Raw genomic sequence first — 15,330 nt, 5'->3', positions numbered from 1 at the left:
AGAATATGACCAGTTCGCCGCATTTGCGGTCAATTAGCCATGTGTTGTGTTGCTGTGACCTGCCCGTGTCGCGCGGTTCAGCTCTCGTCTACGGCCCGGCGGACCGTGCGGCGCACCCAGCGGATGTCGGCTCGCCAGGTGTAAGCGGCCACCAGCAGCGACCCCACGACGGCGGCGTTGAGCATGTAGGCGCCGTCCACGACCACCGCGACCAGGCCGCCGATGAGCGCACCCAGACTGAACGAAAAGTATTGCGTCGCATAGCCGAGCCAGTCGCGAACCGTGCCGCCGCCGAAGGCGTGCCGCTCGATGCCCTGCGCGAGTTTCACCAGCGTGCCGGTGATGTAGCTGACCGGGATCGACACCTCGCCGTTCTTCACGAACGAGGTGTTCAGCGCGCCCATGCCGAAGGCGACGAAAAGAATCGGGACCAGCCCGATGCCGCGTTCGTCGAGGATGTTGTCGACGATGGCCGCGCCCGCCAGCGCGACGGTGGTGAGCATGGTCGCGCCGTGCGGGTGGTTGGTCCACCAGTAGCGGCGGCAGATCGAGGCCACGAAGACGCCGGCCAGGAAGCAGAAGATGATCGAGGCCGCGCCCACGGCCATGGTGTGGTCGCCCGCGAAGTTGCCGAGGATGGCGCGTTCGGTATTGCCGGTCATGAAGGTGACGAAGTAGCCCTCGGAATGGGCGTACGCGGCCGCGCCGATGAATCCGGCCAGCATCGACAGCACGGCGGACAGCCGCATCTCGAGACCCCAGAAGGGGGCGGTGGTCGGTTTGCTGGTCGCGGTCACAGCAACAGGTTAGCAATCGAAAACTCGGCGGTCGGGAGCGTGAAATCCGGCTGCTGACGGCGTGGCCGGTCGTGCGGTACAGTGCGTATGTTAACCGGAATTCGCATCCGGATCGTCCATTGGGAACAGGGAGAAGTCATGACTTCCGCCGTCATCGTCGACGCCATCCGCACCCCGTCCGGCAAGGGGAAAGCCGGTGGCGGCCTGTCGGAAGTCCATCCGGCCACCCTGCTCGCGGGAGTGCTGGGCAGCCTGATCGAGCGCACCGGAATTGATCCCGCACTCGTCGACGATGTGATCGGCGGTTGCGTCACCCAGAGCGGTGAGCAGGCCTTCAATATCTCCCGCACCGCGGTGCTCGCGGCCGGCTTCCCCGAAGAGGTGCCCGCCACGACGGTGGACCGGCAGTGCGGATCCTCACAGCAGGCCGCCCATTTCGCCGCCCAGGGCGTCATCGCCGGGGCCTACGACATCGCCATCGCGTGCGGCGTGGAGTCCATGTCCCGGGTGCCCATGTTCTCCAATGCCCAGGACCGGGACGCCAACCGCGGCCCGATCGCGCACCGCTACCCGAACGGCCTGGTGCAGCAGGGCATCTCGGCCGAGGTGCTGGCCGCGCGCTGGAAGCTGGACCGGACCGCCCTGGACGAATTCGCCGCGCGCTCGCACCGATCGGCCGCCGCCACCGCCGCGGCCGGCGGCTTCGACAACGAACTGGTGGCCGCGGGCACGATCAGCGCCGACGAGACCATTCGCGCCAATACCACCGTCGAGGGCCTGGCCGGGCTGCGGCCCGCCTTCGTGGACGCCGAGTTCAAGGCCCGTTTCCCGGAGATCGAATGGTCGATCACCCCGGGCAACTCCTCGCCGCTGACCGACGGCGCCTCCGCCGCGCTCATCATGAGCGAGGAGAAGGCCGCCCAGCTCGGTCTGAAGCCGCGCGCCCGCTTCCACTCCTTCGCCGTCACCGGCGACGACCCGCTGCTCATGCTCACCGCCGTCATCCCCGCCACCCGCAAGGTGCTCGCGCGCGCCGGGCTGTCCATCGACGACATCGACGTCTACGAGGTGAACGAAGCCTTCGCGCCGGTGCCGCTGGTGTGGGCGCAAGAGCTCGGCGCCGACCCGGCCAAGCTCAACCCGCGCGGCGGCGCGATCGCCCTGGGCCACCCGCTCGGCGCGTCCGGCGGCCGTATCCTGGCCACCATGCTCAACCACCTCGAGCAGACCGGCGGTCGCTACGGCCTGATGACCATGTGCGAGGCCGGCGGCCTGGCCAACGCCACCATCATCGAACGCCTCTGAAAAGGCTCGCCCGACACGGGGGACCAGGAGAATCCGTCGAATATCGGGCAGATATGACGTAGATACCTGCTGGAGTGGCGCTTTGCCTGGTGGGCTGCGCCCGTCACGCCCTCAGCCCGTTCAGGATCAGCTGCAGCCCGTCTCGGAACTCGTCCTGCGGATCGCTGTCGGAGGCCGCCTCGGCTATCTCGATCAGCTTCGGGAATCGCGGCTCGGGCAGGGCTGCGATACGGGCGATGTCGGCGTTTGCCGACGCTGCCGATAGCGGGCTGGTGAGCTGGGCTTGGGCGATGCCCGCGACGTATCCGGATACCGCACGGAAGGCGACGAGTAGGTCGTATCCTGATCTGCCGCTGCGGGATAGCGCCTGCAGCAGGGCTTCGGCCGGCGCGAGGGTGGCGATGTCGACGGTGCGGCGCGTCAGGATCAACGAGATCGCGTGGGGGTGTGCACGCACGGCCCGCCACATCCCTTCGGCGATCGCCGCCACCTGCGCAACCCAGTCGTCGCCGGTCTCGGTCCATCGCGCTTGGCTCATCACCGCCTCCGCCACCAGTTCCTCGAGTCCCTCGCGACCGTCGACGTAGTTGTAGATCGTCATCGCCCCGGTGCCGAGTTCGGTGGCGAGGTTGCGCATGGTCAGGCCGCCGAGCCCGTGCTCGTCGACCAGGGCCAAGGCGGCTGTTTGCAGCTGGTCTCGACTGAACTTCCTGGGTGGCGGCATTCTTCTCCTTGATTAAGTACGTTGTACGTGATTAGCTCGAGCTCGTTAACGTACAACGTACCTAAACGAGGTGTCATGACCATCCGAACCAGCTTTTCTTCCGGCCCAGACGAATGCGCGGCGTGGCTGACCTTGCCCGAGACACCCGGCCCCCACCCGGTCGTCGTGCTCGTACACGGCGGCGGGGCCACCCACGCGATGATGCTCGCGCAGTACGAACAGGCGTTCTCGGACGTCGGGCTGGCCGTGCTGGCCTTCGACTTCCGCCATCTCGGTGAGTCTGGCGGCGAGCCACGGCAACTCGTCGATCAACGCCGGTACGCCGAGGACGTCGATGCCGCGCTGGCCTTCGCCCGTTCCCGGCCCGAACTCGACGCGGACCGAATCGCACTGTGGGGCACCTCATTCGGCGCCAGCCACGTCCTGGCCGCAGCCGCCCGCCACCACAGCCTGCGCGCCGCAGTCGTCCAGTGTCCGGTCTTCAGTGGTCGCGCCGTCGTTTCCCGCGCGGGCATACGGCACCTGTTGCGGCTGACATTCCCGATTGTCTCCGACCTGGCGCGTGCCGCGTTGGGTCTGCCCCGTCGTTATGTGCCGCTTGTCGGACGCCCCGGTGAACTGGCTTTCGTGAACCAGCCCGGTGCGCTCGAAGGCTGGCAGTCGGTGATGCCCTCCGGTTACGAGTTCGACAATCGGATCACCGCGGCCTCGGGCCTGGACATGCTCTTCTACAACGCCGCGTCCGCCGCGCCGCGTGTGCGCTGCCCGTTACTCGTCTGCGCCTGCGACAGGGAGAACCTCATCGACCCTGCGATCGCCGGACGGGTTGCCGACACCGCGCCGCGTGCCGTTGTCGAGCACTACGACGCCGACCACTTCACCGTCTACCACCCACCGGCAGTCGAGAAGATCCTCGCCGACCAGATCGGCTTCCTGACCGCGCATCTGTTGTGACGGTTCGCGCCGATGGGGGTGTGGTTCAGTTGGATTCGACTTCCGGGTCGACCCACACCCACCACCCGGTGTCGGCGATGGTGACGGTGATCGCGCGTCCGTCCACCTCGACCTCGGCGGGGCCGGGGCGGTCGGCGCGGCCGTAGGCCCAGCGCACGCCGCTCGTGTTCGAGCCGTAGCCGAGCACGTAGACCGAGCCGCGACTGCCCACTGCGATGAATTCGCCCGCACCGAGGCTCATCCCGGCTTGCCATTCGCCGTCGTCGAGGATCAGCTCGTCGAGGTCGATCTCGGAACCGTCGCCATTGGTGTCGACGAGCGCGAACGCGAACGCGCCATTGCTCGCCAGCGCCAGCACGCGCGAATGTCGCGGATGCCAGCCGCCGACCGACAGGACGGTCTCCGGGCTCGGCCCGGTGGATTCACTCGGTTCAGCGGGACGCACCGCCACCACCCTTCTTCCGCTGTCGCGGGAACCAGCCCCCGAATCCGTTGTGCGCGACCTACTTCGATCGCCGCCCTCGGAGTCTAGGGCACGCGCCCGTCCACGGCCCGGAGGGTTTTCCCCTGCGCGGCTTCCCATCGGTCGACCGTCATCGGCCCGGGAGCAATGCCGGATCGTGAGCGCCCGGGCCGAGCTGGAGTCGCAGGTCCCGGGAGGCGAGATGCTCGCCGCATTCCGAGCACACCGGGCGCACGGTCGTGACATGCCCGCACTCCTTGTGGACGGCCTCGATGGGCGGGCCGTCGGGGGCGGCCCATTCGTCGCCCCACTGCCGCATGGCGGCCAGGATCGTCCACAAGGAGCGGCCCTTGTCAGTCAGCACGTAGTCGTAGCGGACCGGATTGTCCTGGTAGGGCGTCTTTTCCAGGACCCCTTGCTCGACCAGGTGTTCCAGGCGCTGGGTGAGTACATTGCGGGCGATGCCGAGGCGAGAGCGGAAGTCGTCGAAGCGGGTCACCCCGAACAGGGCGTCCCGCACGATCAGCAGCGTCCACCACTCGCCGACCACCTCCAGGCATTGGGCGATGGAGCAGTTCATGTCCTCGAAGCTGGTTCGCCGCATGACTCCAGCATAGTCGGTTGCTTCAACGAACTCACTGCTTTATGGTCCGTCCTATGAAGCAACTCACTAGGACCGTCCGCGAGGCACAGGGGGAGACCCGATGAATACGGCAGTTGTGCAGGAGGATCGGCGGGCGACCGATCCACGGATGGTGCTCGGCATCGTCGCGGTGGCGGTGCTGCTGTCGAGCCTGGACCTGTTCATCGTCAATGTGGCGTTGCCACGGATCGCGGAGGACTTCTCCGGCGCGCGGATCTCGGGGCTGTCCTGGGTGCTCAACGCGTACGCCATCGTCTACGCGGCGCTGCTGGTGCCGGCCGGGCGGCTCGGCGACCGGAACGGGCACAAGACCGCCTTCCTGACCGGACTCGGCGTCTTCGTACTCGGGTCCGCGCTGTGCGCCGTCGCCCCGAACAGCGCGGCGCTGGTCGCGTTCCGGGTGGTGCAGGCGGCGGGCGCCGCGCTGCTCACTCCGTCCTCGCTCGGTCTGCTGCTGGCCGCGACACCGGCGGAGAAGCGGGCGACGGCGGTGCGGCTGTGGGTCGCGTTCGGCGGCTTGGGCGCGGCGTTGGGTCCGGTCGCGGGTGGACTGCTCGTCGAACTGCACTGGCGCTGGGTGTTTCTGGTGAACGTGCCGTTGGGGATCATCGCGCTGGTCATCGGCGCCCGGCTGCTGCCGCGACCCGCCGGCACCGGGGGACCGCTGCCGGACGGGGTGGGCGCGCTCGCGCTGATCGCCTCGGTGGCCTCGCTGATCCTCGCGGTGGTCAAGGGCGAGGACTGGGGCTGGGCCTCGGCCGGTGTGCTCGGTGCGGTCGCGGCGGCGGTCGTGTTCGCGGCCGTCTTCGTCGCCTCGTCGCGCCGGCATCACAGCCCGGTCGTGGACCCGGGCCTGCTGAAGGCTCCGAATTTCGGAGTCGTGCTCGCCAATTCGCTGCTGTTCAATACGGCGTTCGCGGCGATGCTGCTGTCGGCGGTGCTGTGGATGCAGAACGTCTGGGGCTGGTCGGCGTTGAAGACCGGCCTGGGCATCGCGCCCGGCCCCCTGATCGTGCCGATCGTGGCGATCTCGGCGGGGCGTTTCATCGGCCGGGTCGGCGTAGGCCGGGTGCTCGCGCTGGGCGGCGTCGCGTTCGCGGCCGGAACCGTGTGGTGGGCGCAAGGCGTGGCGCTGCATGCCAACTACGCGAGCGGAATCCTCGGCGGCATGCTGCTGACCGGTCTCGGCGTCGGCTTGACTCTGCCGACCGGGACCGCCGCGGGCACCTCGGGCCTGCCGCCGCAGCAATTCGCGACCGGCTCCGCGGTATTGACCATGGCCCGCCAGCTCGGTATGGCGGTCGGCGTGGCGGTTCTCATCGCCGTGCTCGGTTCGCCGCACGGCGGACCGGCGACCCTGACCGCGTTCCAGCACGGGTGGTACGTCGTCGCGGCCGTGTCCGTCGCGGCGGGGGCTTTGGGCCTGGCGGTGCGAATGCCGAAGCCCGCAAGCACGCCCGGCTAGACCCGAGACCGCGCGGTTTCCGAGACGCCCGGGTCGGTGGCACCGCCCGGGCGCTCCTCCCGGGGGAGCAGAAGGGGGCTGACCAGGATCACCAGGCCCGCGACCGCGATGGCGGTGCGCGGGCTCGTCACGCTCGCGAGGAGCCCACCGAGCGCGCTGAGCCCGGCGATCGCGAGGCCGCTGCTGATCGACCACGCCGAAAGCGTGCGGGCGACAAGGTCTTTCGGTGTGTGTTCGAGTCGATAGGTGGCCAGTACCGGGGTGTAGAGGCTCATATTGATGATGATCGCGAGCTCCACCACGATCACCGTCACCAGACCGATCACCCCGGGCTGGACGAAGACGAGCCCGATCAGCCAGATCGCGCGCAGCGTGCCGACCACCCGCAGGATCCGAAACTGGCCGTACCGTGCGACGACTCGACCGGCCAGGCGTGATCCGAGGAGTCCGCCGAGGCAGGGCGCGGCGAAGGCCAGGCCGTATTGCCAAGGGGAGAACCCGAGTTCACGGAGCAGCAGCACGGCGAGCAGCGGCTCGGTGGCCATGATCGAACCGTTCACCAGCAGCTGATTGAGATAGAGGCCGCGTAGTCCGGGGTGCCGCAACAGATGCCGCCACCCGTCGAGGAGCTCATCCATGCGCGGGGTCGGTGCCCCACTGCGCACCGGGCGCTCTTCTCGATCGCGAATGGCCCCCAACGCCAACGCCGACAGCAGATAGCTCACCGCGTCTGCAATTACCGTGACCACCGGCCCGAGCAACCCGATCGCCGCGCCACCCAGCGGTGGCCCGACAGCGATGGAACTCCAGTTCGTGGACTCGAATCGCGCATTGGCCACGAGCAGATCGTCCGTCCGCACCAACGACTTCAGGTACGCGCCACTCGCCGCCCCGAACGCGATCTTGGCCGCGGCCACCACCGCCGACACCGCCATCAATTGACCGAAACTCAGACCGCCCAAGGCATACGCGACGGGAATGCTCAGCATCACCGCGAACCGCAGCAGATCCATCCCGATCATCACCGGCCGCTTGCGCTGGAACTCCACCCACGGCCCGAGCGGCAACGCGATCAACGCGCCCACCGCCGGACCGACCGCCGCCAGCGTGGACACCTGAACCGGACTGGCCTGCAAGACCGTGACGGCGATCAACGGCAATGCCCCGAACCCCAGCCCGGAGCCGTAGGCGCTGACCGCGTAAGACGCCCACAGCCATCCGAACTCGTGGCCCAGTGCTCGTCTTGCCATCACGCTCCGTACCTCCTGAACAACTCCTCGTTGACCGTGGAGATCCAATCAAGAGTGGAAAGGCAAGATCAAACAACCATTCTATCGGCGAGCCACAACCGAACGTTGTGCAAGTAGGGTGTGCCGGTGGATCTCATCGGTGTACGCACCTTCATTGCGGTCGCGGATGCGGGCCAGTTCCAGGAAGCCGCCTACGCGTTGTCGATCACCCAGCAGGCGGTCTCCAAACGCATTGCAGCGCTGGAGAAGTATCTGGATGTGCGCCTGTTCGCCCGAACGGCGCGTGGGGCCGAGCTGACGATCGACGGACGGGCGTTCCTGCCGCATGCGCGGGAACTGCTGCGGGTTGCGGACCGCGCCGACGCCTCGGTGCGGCCCGGTCGGCGTGCCCTGCGCGTGGATGTGGTGAACCGGCGCGTGGTCATGGCGACGCTGTTGCAGGAATTCCATCGCGCCCACCCGGATATCGCGCTCGACATCGTCACCCTCGAGGGCGATGCCGAAGCCGCGATCGCGGCCGTCGAGGCGGGGACGATCGACGCCACCTTCCATGCCGTCCGGACGCGGCAGCGGCTGCCCCGCGCGATCAGCACGGCCCGGATCATCGACGAGCCACACCAGTTACTGGTCGGACCCGGTCACCCCTTCGCCGATGCTCGCGCGGTGACACCGGCGCAACTGGCCGGACACCGCATCTGGATGCCCGGTCTGCCCACACAGGGCGAAGTGGCCGAGTACTTCGCCGAACTCACCGACACGTTCGGGTTCACGATCGACCGGCTCGGTCCGGTCTTCTCGAAAGAGGCTCTGCTGGAAGAGATCGCCGATTCGCCGAGCCTTGCGACCCTGATCGGCCAAGGCACCCGGTACCTGTGGCCGGACAGCTACGACCTGCGGCGAATCCCCGTGCGCGCCCCCGCACTCGTCTACCCGCTGTCGATCATCTGGCGCACCGGAAATCCGCACCCCGCGCTCACCGAACTCCGCGACCATCTCGATTCGCGGCGGACGGTCGTGGCTGATCAACAGATCTGGCTGCCTGCATGGGCGCAACGCATCACACCACCCGAGAGCTGACCCACGCCAGGCTTGAATCAGGGCGCGACCCCAGGCGGCCTTTCGCTACCAGCGGCGCGGCAGCTGACTTTGCAGATCCTCGAACATCACCGCGAGCTTGACGGGCTCGGTCAGCACCAGCGCTTCGGTGTGCTTGTTCCAGCCGACGTACCGACGGCCGGACCAATCCAGTCGCAGCTCCTCGATCACGCTGATCTGCTGCCAGTCCTTGTCGAAATGGATGATCAAGTACACCGGAATGCCTGCGCGGGCATACAACTCACGCTTGATGCCGATGTCGTCGTCGATCGTGCTGTCGGATGTCACCTCCACAACCAGCAAGGTCTGGTCGGCGACATGGCCCACGTCATAAGGACCGTCGGAGCAATCCCGCAGGATCAAATCCGGATAGCGCGCCCGCAATCGACGTCGCAGATCGCCCTGATCGTTGTCTGCCAGTCGCATCGGCGTATCGCTGTGCACCTCCCGGCAGGGCCCGTCCGGGTCGATGGCGTACTCGAGAGCGGACCTGAGCCGGTGCACGACCCGATCATGCACCGGGCTCTGTGCCATGCACTCGAGCATCACGCCATCGTGAATTTCACCGAAAGCATCGGCGGGGCCGGCAAGAAACTCCTCGACCGTCACGAGTCGAGGCGGCTCCTGGCCCGACTTTGACATGCCGACAGCCTACCCCCGCCGACGCCGCGCACCCGGGCGTCGGCACCAGGCGCGCTAGGGTGCGCGAATGCGGACGGAGCGGGAGCAGCGGCTGATCGACACGGTGGCGTGGGTGCGGATCGAGGGCGGGAGGATTCTGTGCGCGCGGCCGAGTGGCAAGGACGTCTTCTATATCCCGGGCGGTAAACGCGAAGGGGGCGAGACGGATCTGCAGACGCTCGTGCGCGAGATCCGCGAGGAGCTGACCGTGGAGATCACCCCGGAGACGGTCGCTCACGTGGGCACCTACGAGGCTTTGATTCCCGACGCGGTCGTACGCATGGCCTGCTATACGGCCGAGTACTCCGGCGACATCGCGGTCAGCAGCGAGATCGAGGAGATCGCCTGGTTCAGCTACGCGGACCGGCCGCACGTGCCGCCCGTGGACCAGCTCCTTTTCGATGATCTGCATGCCGACGGGTTGCTCGCGCACGGCTGACATTCCCGGCAACTAGAACATGTTGTTGACAGTGGCCTATGGGTAGGCATCGAGAGACTGGTCCGAATGTAGAACATGTTCTAGTGTGGTGGGCACAACATTTCCAGTGTCGGAAAGTTCAGAGGAGCCCACCACACCATGCGTACCGAGATCTGTGATCGCCTCGGCATCGACGTGCCCATCTTCGCCTTCACCCACTGCCGGGACGTGGCCGCCGCGGTCAGCAACGCGGGCGGTCTCGGTGTGCTCGGCGCGGTCGGGTTCACCGCCGAGCAGCTCGAGGTCGAGCTGCAGTGGCTGGACGAGCACGTGCAGGGCGTCTACGGCGTCGACCTGGTCATCCCGTCCAAGTACGAGGGCAAGGGCGTCGAGGGCCTGAGCCCCGAGGAGCTGGAAGCCCAGCTGGCCAAGCTGGTTCCGCAGGGCCACCGCGACTTCGCGGAGAAGATCCTCAACGACCACGGCGTGCCGCACCTGCCGCCGGAGGAGAAGCACAACCAGCTGCTGGGCTGGACCGCCACCACGGTCGCCCCGCAGATCGAGGTCATCCTCAACCACCCCAAGGCCAAGCTGGTCGCCAACGCACTGGGCACCCCGCCCGACGACGTGATCAAGCAGATCCAGGACTCCGGCCGCCTGATCGGCGCGCTGTGCGGTTCGGTCAAGCACGCCATGAACCACAAGAACGCCGGACTGGATTTCGTGGTCATGCAGGGCACCGAGGGTGGCGGCCACTGCGGCGAGATCTCCTCGGTGGTGCTGTGGCCGCAGGTCATCGACGCGATCGGCGACATGCCGGCGCTCGCGGCCGGTGGCATCGGCGACGGCCGTCAGGTCGCGGCGGCCCTGGCCATGGGTGCGGCGGGCGCGTGGACCGGCTCGCTGTGGCTGACCGTCGAGGAGGCCAATGTGCCGCCCGCGCAGATGCAGACCTACATCGACGCCACCAGCTCCGACACCGTGCGTTCGCGCTCGTGGACCGGCAAGCCGTGCCGCATGCTCAAGAACGACTGGACCGAGGCCTGGGAGGCCGAGGACACCCCGAACCCGCTCGGCATGCCGCTGCAGATGATGGTCGCCCTCGACGGCGTCAAGCGCGGCCACCGCTACCCCGAGCAGGCCAAGGACGTGAACTTCAACCCGGTCGGCCAAGTCGTCGGCATGATGAACAAGATGGAGCGTTCCGCGGACGTGGTGCAGCGCCTCATCAGCGAGTACCTCGAGGCGTGCGAGCGGCTGAACAAGCTGAACAACGCCTGATCCACACCGCCTGATTCTCAGGACAATTCGGCGCGCCGGGTAGCTACTACCCGGCGCGCCGTCGTATATCCGCAGGTGGCGGCGCGGGAGAGGCTGCGCCGCCATTGTTTTCGATCTTCGCGGGACCCACCATGGAGTGACGGCGGGTGTGACACAGGTCTCCGAACCTCGCGCGCGACTTGCCGTTTCGGGTCGCCGATTGCGAAGGTTTGCGGGATATGTTGCGCACAAATCCATTACGCCTGTCGGACCGCCTCTCCCCGGCCCAGCGCCGCCTGCTGCAAGCGGTCGTATCGCTATTGATCGTGGTCGCACTGGCCGTCGCGATCACCGTCCTCGAAAAACGCGGCGGCACAGACAAACCGGAATCGAGTGGCCCGCCGATTCCCGATCGCGGCGCACAACCGGCCGGATCGGCCAAGGAGATCAATGCGCTGCTGGGCAAACTCGAGGTGGCCGACGAACTGCCGATGACCGGCTATTCGCGCGACCGCTTCCCGCACTGGGACAGCGAGAAGCCCGAGCACGGATTCGGTGACAGCTTCGCGCAATACAGCCGCTGCACCACCCGCGAGGTGGTGCTGCTGCGCGACGGGACCGGACCGGTGAAGCTGGATCCGAGCAGCTGCAAACTGAGTCTCGGCGCCGACGCGGGCTGGCGCGATCAGTACGGGGTCATGGACAAGAAGACCAATGCCCTCAAGCCCTACAAGTGGACCACCGATTCGTCGGGCCTGGACATCGACCACATCGTGGCGCTGGCCGAGGCGTGGCGGTCGGGCGCGGCGAAACTCGACGACGACACCCGCCGCCATATCGCCAATGACGCGCTGAACCTGGTGATTTCCGATCCCACCGCCAACCGTTCCAAGGGCGACCAGGATCCGTCGAGTTACCTGCCGCCCGGAAACTTCCGGTGCGCCTATATCGGGCACTACATCCAGGTGAAACTAAAGTACGGATTGAACGTCGACACCAAGGAACAGTCCGCATTGCAGACAGCCGTGAAGGACTGCATCAGCAAGGGAGAGTTCACATAGTCGCCATCGTCGAAATCCAGAGCGAGGCAGCCGTCATGACCCGGGAAGAGGGAACGGTCTCCGGGGATCTCGATGTGACGCTGGACTACTCGGGCCACGGGCTCGTGCGCTATCGCGGTACCGCCACCTGGTACACCATCGGAAATCTGGAGGACGAGGAGCCGCGCAGCTGGACCAGCGTGCAGGATCTGGCCACCGCTATCGAACACGAGAGCGGTGGCCGCGACGCCGCGGGCAATGTGACGCCGTTCGAGGCGTGAACGCTAGTCGCGCACGGCTTTCAGGGCCTCGGCCCGCGTCTTGACCGCATCGGTCATGCCGGTGAAGCCCTTGCGCAGCGCGCCGCCGAGCAGGCCGCCGACCACCACCGACAGCGGGCCGTTGAGCTGGAAGTGCGAGTCGTAGCGGGTGCGGCCGTCACCCAGATCGGTGATCAGGTGCGAGCGTTCGCTGCTGAGCACACCGAGCGGCGCCGGCTTCATGTTGTAGCTGAACTCGCGTCCCGGGGTGCAGGAGCGGACGAACTCGCGCTGCTGCTTGGGCGGGCCGACCAGCTGCACCCGCATGTCGATGGGGGAGCCGGGTTCCAGGGTGGTCTTGCACTCCAGGACGAAGGGATTCCATTCCCCGTACGCGTCCACATCGGTGAGCACCTGCCAGACCAGCTCGGCGGGTGCGTCGATCTCCACGCTTTTGTCGATGACGAAGGCCATGGGGGAACAATACTGACACCAGTTCTAGATCGTGGGGTGGGTCTCACTCCGTGGAGCCACCCGGATCTCGCTCCGGCGGGGGATCCCGGCGACCGGGAGGTGACCCTACGGTCCGGGCATGACGGTTGAGCAGGCCCCTCCCGTGGTGCCCAGACTGCGGGAACTCGACGCGCTGCGCGGATTCGCCCTCGGCGGAATCCTGCTGGTCAATATCGAGATCATGTCGGACCCGAGCGGATTCGCGCCCGGCGCCGCGAGGACCCTGTCAGAGGCGCTGTTCCACAACAAGTTCTATGTGCTGTTCTCGTTCCTCTTCGGCTACTCGCTGACCATGCAGTTCCGATCCGCTGAACGAGCTGGGGCGAGCGGGCGCGGGCGCACGGTTCGGCGATGCCTGGCGCTGATGGCCATCGGGGTGGTGCACGCGGTGTTCTTCTTCACCGGGGACGTGCTGTTCGGCTATGGGGCAATCGGGCTGGTGTTGCTCGTGATCGGCCGGCGGCTGCGACCACGGGCGGCGCTCTGGGTCGCGGCCGCGCTGTACGGGATCGGCACACTGGTCATCGCGGTGATGACGGCGGCAGGCCGGGATGACGGAGTCTCGCTCGCGGAGCGCGACCGGCTGCTCGAGATCGCACGGGCCGGTTGGGGGACGGCGGCCGCGTGGCGGTGGGAGTTGTTCGCGGGTCGGCTGCCGACCTTCCTGCTGTTCGGACTGTTCAACGTCCTGCCGCTGTTTCTGGTCGGTCTCGCCGCGGGCACCGCGCGGCTGCTCGAATCACCCGAGCGCTATCTGCCGTGGCAGCCTCGCGTGCAGTGGGTAGGTCTCGGTGCCGGACTGCCGATTTCGGCATCGAATGCACTGACGCAGTGGCCGCCCCTCGCGGGTCCCGCCACGATCGCCGGTCCGCTGGTGGCCGCGGCGTACGGGGCCACGCTGCTGCGGATCAGCCACAGCCACCCCCGGGTGGCCGATGTCTTCGCACCCGCCGGCCGGATCGCCGCCACCGTCTACATCGGCCAATCGTTGATCACGTCACTGATCTTCACCGGCTACGGAGTGGCCCTGGCGGGCCGCATGACGGACTGGACGGTCCTGGCGATAGCGGTCGTCCTGTACACGGCACAGCTGGCCCTCGCATCCCGCTGGACCCGGCGGCACCGCTACGGCCCGATCGAATACCTGCTCCGCGCAATCACCTACGGCCCCGGCCACTTACGCCCCAGCCCCCGTACCGTCGACTGATGACCCTCGCCGAGCGCTACCCACTGCTGCACGCCCCCGCCCGCTGGGAGTGGGGCGGGCTCGACGTCCAGTTCTCGACCGCGCTGCCACCCGACGACCTCGTCACCAATATCCACGTCGTCTGTTTCTCCGGCGACCGTATCGTCCTGTGCCGCGATGACCGCGACGTCTGGATCCTGCCCGGCGGCACCCGCGAGGCCGGAGAATCCATCGTGTCCTGCGTCATCCGGGAACTCGCGGAGGAGGCGGGAGCCGAACTGGCCGGGCCTCTCCGGCAATTCGGCGCGCATTACGCGACGACGGACCGTCTCGAGCCGTATCGCCCCTGGCAGCCCCATCCGCACAAGGCGTGGCTGTGGTGCACCGCCGAGGTGCGGCTGGTGGGCACACCGACCAATCCCGAGGATGCCGAACAGATCCAGGAGGTCGGACTGTTCACTCTCCCGGAAGCCCTGCGCCGAGCCCGCACCGATGGCCACTACCTCCCCGAACTCCTGAAGCTGGCGGTGGAACTCACGCGTCCGAACGCCTGAACGGAACCGCACCGGAATACCCTTGCTGGGAAAAAGTTCGGCGCCGGTGTCGATTTCGCCTGTGGCTTTTCGTGTAGGAGGTGAACGGTCGCGGAAGAGCGGTCCGCCCGAGCGAAGGAGCATCTCATGCGCAAGGTCAACGCCACGTTGTCCATCACTCTCGACGGAGTCGTCCAGGGCCTGGGCCGCCCGGACGAGGACACCCGCGGTGGCTTCACCCACGGGGGTTGGGGCGGCAAGTACAACGACGAGGTCATGGCCGCGGAGATGGGCAAGGGTATGGCCGAGCCCACGGACATGCTGTTCGGACGCCGGACCTGGACGGACTTCATCGGCGCCTGGGCCACCCGCACCGACGACAACCCGTTCACCACGCACATGAACGCCGCCACCAAGTACGTCTGTTCCAGGACTCTGGAGAACGCGGACGCCTGGCAGAACTCGATCCTGTTGCCGGGCGATGCCGCCGAGTCAGTGGCCAAGCTGATGACCGAGGAGGGCAGGGACCTGACGATCATCGGCAGCGCCTCGCTGGTTCGCGACCTGCACGCCGCCGGCCTGGTCGACAGCTACACGCTGCTGATCCATCCGCTCACCCTCGGCACCGGCATGCGACTGTTCGAGGGCGGTGCCCCGCTGACCGAATTCGAGCTCACCGGCAGCGTCACCACCACCAAGGGCGTGATCATCGCCCACTACAGCCGGCTGTGAGGTAGGAATCC

The 15,330-nt window shown here is 67.3% G+C and carries 18 protein-coding genes; 11 read left to right on the top strand and 7 right to left on the bottom strand.

The features are described 5' to 3' along the window. Positions 1-77 precede the first annotated feature (77 nt). Positions 78-797, bottom strand: a complete 720-nt coding sequence (locus ABZ382_RS00370) for a YoaK family protein (RefSeq protein WP_357081791.1) — start codon at positions 795-797, stop codon at positions 78-80. A gap of 138 nt (positions 798-935) precedes the next feature. Between ABZ382_RS00370 and ABZ382_RS00365 the strand changes: the two genes are divergently transcribed. Continuing rightward, positions 936-2,102 (top strand): thiolase family protein, encoded by a 1,167-nt coding sequence (locus ABZ382_RS00365; protein WP_357081788.1) that lies wholly within the window; start codon positions 936-938, stop codon positions 2,100-2,102. 103 nt (positions 2,103-2,205) lie between these two features. Here the strand turns inward: ABZ382_RS00365 and ABZ382_RS00360 are convergent, their stop codons facing one another. Then, complete coding sequence (locus tag ABZ382_RS00360; RefSeq protein ID WP_357081786.1) at positions 2,206-2,778, bottom strand: TetR/AcrR family transcriptional regulator C-terminal domain-containing protein; 573 nt, start codon at positions 2,776-2,778, stop codon at positions 2,206-2,208. 123 nt (positions 2,779-2,901) lie between these two features. On the opposite strand from ABZ382_RS00360, the gene ABZ382_RS00355 reads away from it, so the two are divergent. After that, complete coding sequence (locus tag ABZ382_RS00355) at positions 2,902-3,780, top strand: alpha/beta fold hydrolase (RefSeq protein ID WP_357081784.1); 879 nt, start codon at positions 2,902-2,904, stop codon at positions 3,778-3,780. A 25-nt stretch (positions 3,781-3,805) separates the two neighbouring features. Here ABZ382_RS00355 and ABZ382_RS00350 read toward each other — a convergent pair whose 3' ends face one another. After that, the gene (locus ABZ382_RS00350; protein ID WP_357081782.1) at positions 3,806-4,225 is read right to left on the bottom strand and encodes a hypothetical protein; all 420 of its coding nucleotides are present in this window, start codon (positions 4,223-4,225) and stop codon (positions 3,806-3,808) included. A gap of 148 nt (positions 4,226-4,373) precedes the next feature. Continuing rightward, a complete protein-coding gene (locus ABZ382_RS00345; protein ID WP_357081780.1) occupies positions 4,374-4,847 on the bottom strand; it encodes a helix-turn-helix domain-containing protein in 474 nt (157 codons plus the stop codon). A 100-nt stretch (positions 4,848-4,947) separates the two neighbouring features. Between ABZ382_RS00345 and ABZ382_RS00340 the strand changes: the two genes are divergently transcribed. Further along, entirely contained in the window at positions 4,948-6,351 is a 1,404-nt protein-coding gene (locus tag ABZ382_RS00340) for an MFS transporter (RefSeq protein WP_357081778.1), read from the top strand. Here the strand turns inward: ABZ382_RS00340 and ABZ382_RS00335 are convergent. Continuing rightward, complete coding sequence (locus ABZ382_RS00335) at positions 6,348-7,601, bottom strand: MFS transporter (RefSeq protein ID WP_357081776.1); 1,254 nt, start codon at positions 7,599-7,601, stop codon at positions 6,348-6,350. The genes ABZ382_RS00340 and ABZ382_RS00335 overlap by 4 nt on opposite strands. A 126-nt stretch (positions 7,602-7,727) precedes the next feature. Here ABZ382_RS00335 and ABZ382_RS00330 point away from each other — a divergent pair, with 126 nt between their 5' ends. Beyond that, complete coding sequence (locus ABZ382_RS00330; RefSeq protein ID WP_357081774.1) at positions 7,728-8,678, top strand: LysR family transcriptional regulator; 951 nt, start codon at positions 7,728-7,730, stop codon at positions 8,676-8,678. 45 nt (positions 8,679-8,723) lie between these two features. On the opposite strand, the gene ABZ382_RS00325 is transcribed toward ABZ382_RS00330, so the two are convergent. Further along, positions 8,724-9,305, bottom strand: a complete 582-nt coding sequence (locus ABZ382_RS00325) for a Uma2 family endonuclease (protein ID WP_357081772.1) — start codon at positions 9,303-9,305, stop codon at positions 8,724-8,726. Between the two features lie 100 nt (positions 9,306-9,405). Between ABZ382_RS00325 and ABZ382_RS00320 the strand changes: the two genes are divergently transcribed. The 4 genes from ABZ382_RS00320 (at position 9,406) to ABZ382_RS00305 (ending at position 12,376) form a co-directional block, all read left to right on the top strand. Beyond that, the gene (locus ABZ382_RS00320) at positions 9,406-9,816 is read left to right on the top strand and encodes an NUDIX domain-containing protein (RefSeq protein WP_357081770.1); all 411 of its coding nucleotides are present in this window, start codon (positions 9,406-9,408) and stop codon (positions 9,814-9,816) included. A 138-nt stretch (positions 9,817-9,954) separates the two neighbouring features. Continuing rightward, entirely contained in the window at positions 9,955-11,076 is a 1,122-nt protein-coding gene (locus ABZ382_RS00315) for a nitronate monooxygenase family protein (protein WP_357081768.1), read from the top strand. Between the two features lie 218 nt (positions 11,077-11,294). After that, on the top strand, positions 11,295-12,116 hold the full coding sequence (locus ABZ382_RS00310) for an HNH endonuclease family protein (RefSeq protein WP_357081766.1): 822 nt from the start codon (positions 11,295-11,297) through the stop codon (positions 12,114-12,116). Positions 12,117-12,151: 35 nt separating this feature from the next. Beyond that, entirely contained in the window at positions 12,152-12,376 is a 225-nt protein-coding gene (locus tag ABZ382_RS00305) for a hypothetical protein (protein WP_357081764.1), read from the top strand. Positions 12,377-12,379: 3 nt separating this feature from the next. Here ABZ382_RS00305 and ABZ382_RS00300 read toward each other — a convergent pair whose 3' ends face one another. Further along, positions 12,380-12,829 (bottom strand): SRPBCC domain-containing protein, encoded by a 450-nt coding sequence (locus ABZ382_RS00300; RefSeq protein WP_357081762.1) that lies wholly within the window; start codon positions 12,827-12,829, stop codon positions 12,380-12,382. A gap of 118 nt (positions 12,830-12,947) precedes the next feature. Here ABZ382_RS00300 and ABZ382_RS00295 point away from each other — a divergent pair, with 118 nt between their 5' ends. The 3 genes from ABZ382_RS00295 to ABZ382_RS00285 all read left to right on the top strand — a co-directional run bounded on the left by ABZ382_RS00295 (position 12,948) and on the right by ABZ382_RS00285 (position 15,319). Continuing rightward, positions 12,948-14,075 (top strand): DUF418 domain-containing protein, encoded by a 1,128-nt coding sequence (locus ABZ382_RS00295; RefSeq protein ID WP_357081760.1) that lies wholly within the window; start codon positions 12,948-12,950, stop codon positions 14,073-14,075. Next, positions 14,075-14,608 carry an NUDIX domain-containing protein gene (locus ABZ382_RS00290; RefSeq protein WP_357081758.1) on the top strand — a complete coding sequence of 178 codons (534 nt, stop codon included), beginning with the start codon at positions 14,075-14,077 and terminating at the stop codon, positions 14,606-14,608. Before ABZ382_RS00295 ends, ABZ382_RS00290 begins: the two co-directional genes overlap by 1 nt. A gap of 126 nt (positions 14,609-14,734) precedes the next feature. Then, entirely contained in the window at positions 14,735-15,319 is a 585-nt protein-coding gene (locus ABZ382_RS00285; protein WP_357081756.1) for a dihydrofolate reductase family protein, read from the top strand. Positions 15,320-15,330 lie beyond the last annotated feature (11 nt).

The sequence above is a fragment of the Nocardia sp. NPDC005825 genome (genome assembly GCF_040630175.1).
Classification (GTDB): domain Bacteria; phylum Actinomycetota; class Actinomycetes; order Mycobacteriales; family Mycobacteriaceae; genus Nocardia.
The sequence above is the reverse complement of the archived record's forward strand: the minus strand, read 5'-3'. Positions and strand labels throughout refer to the sequence as shown.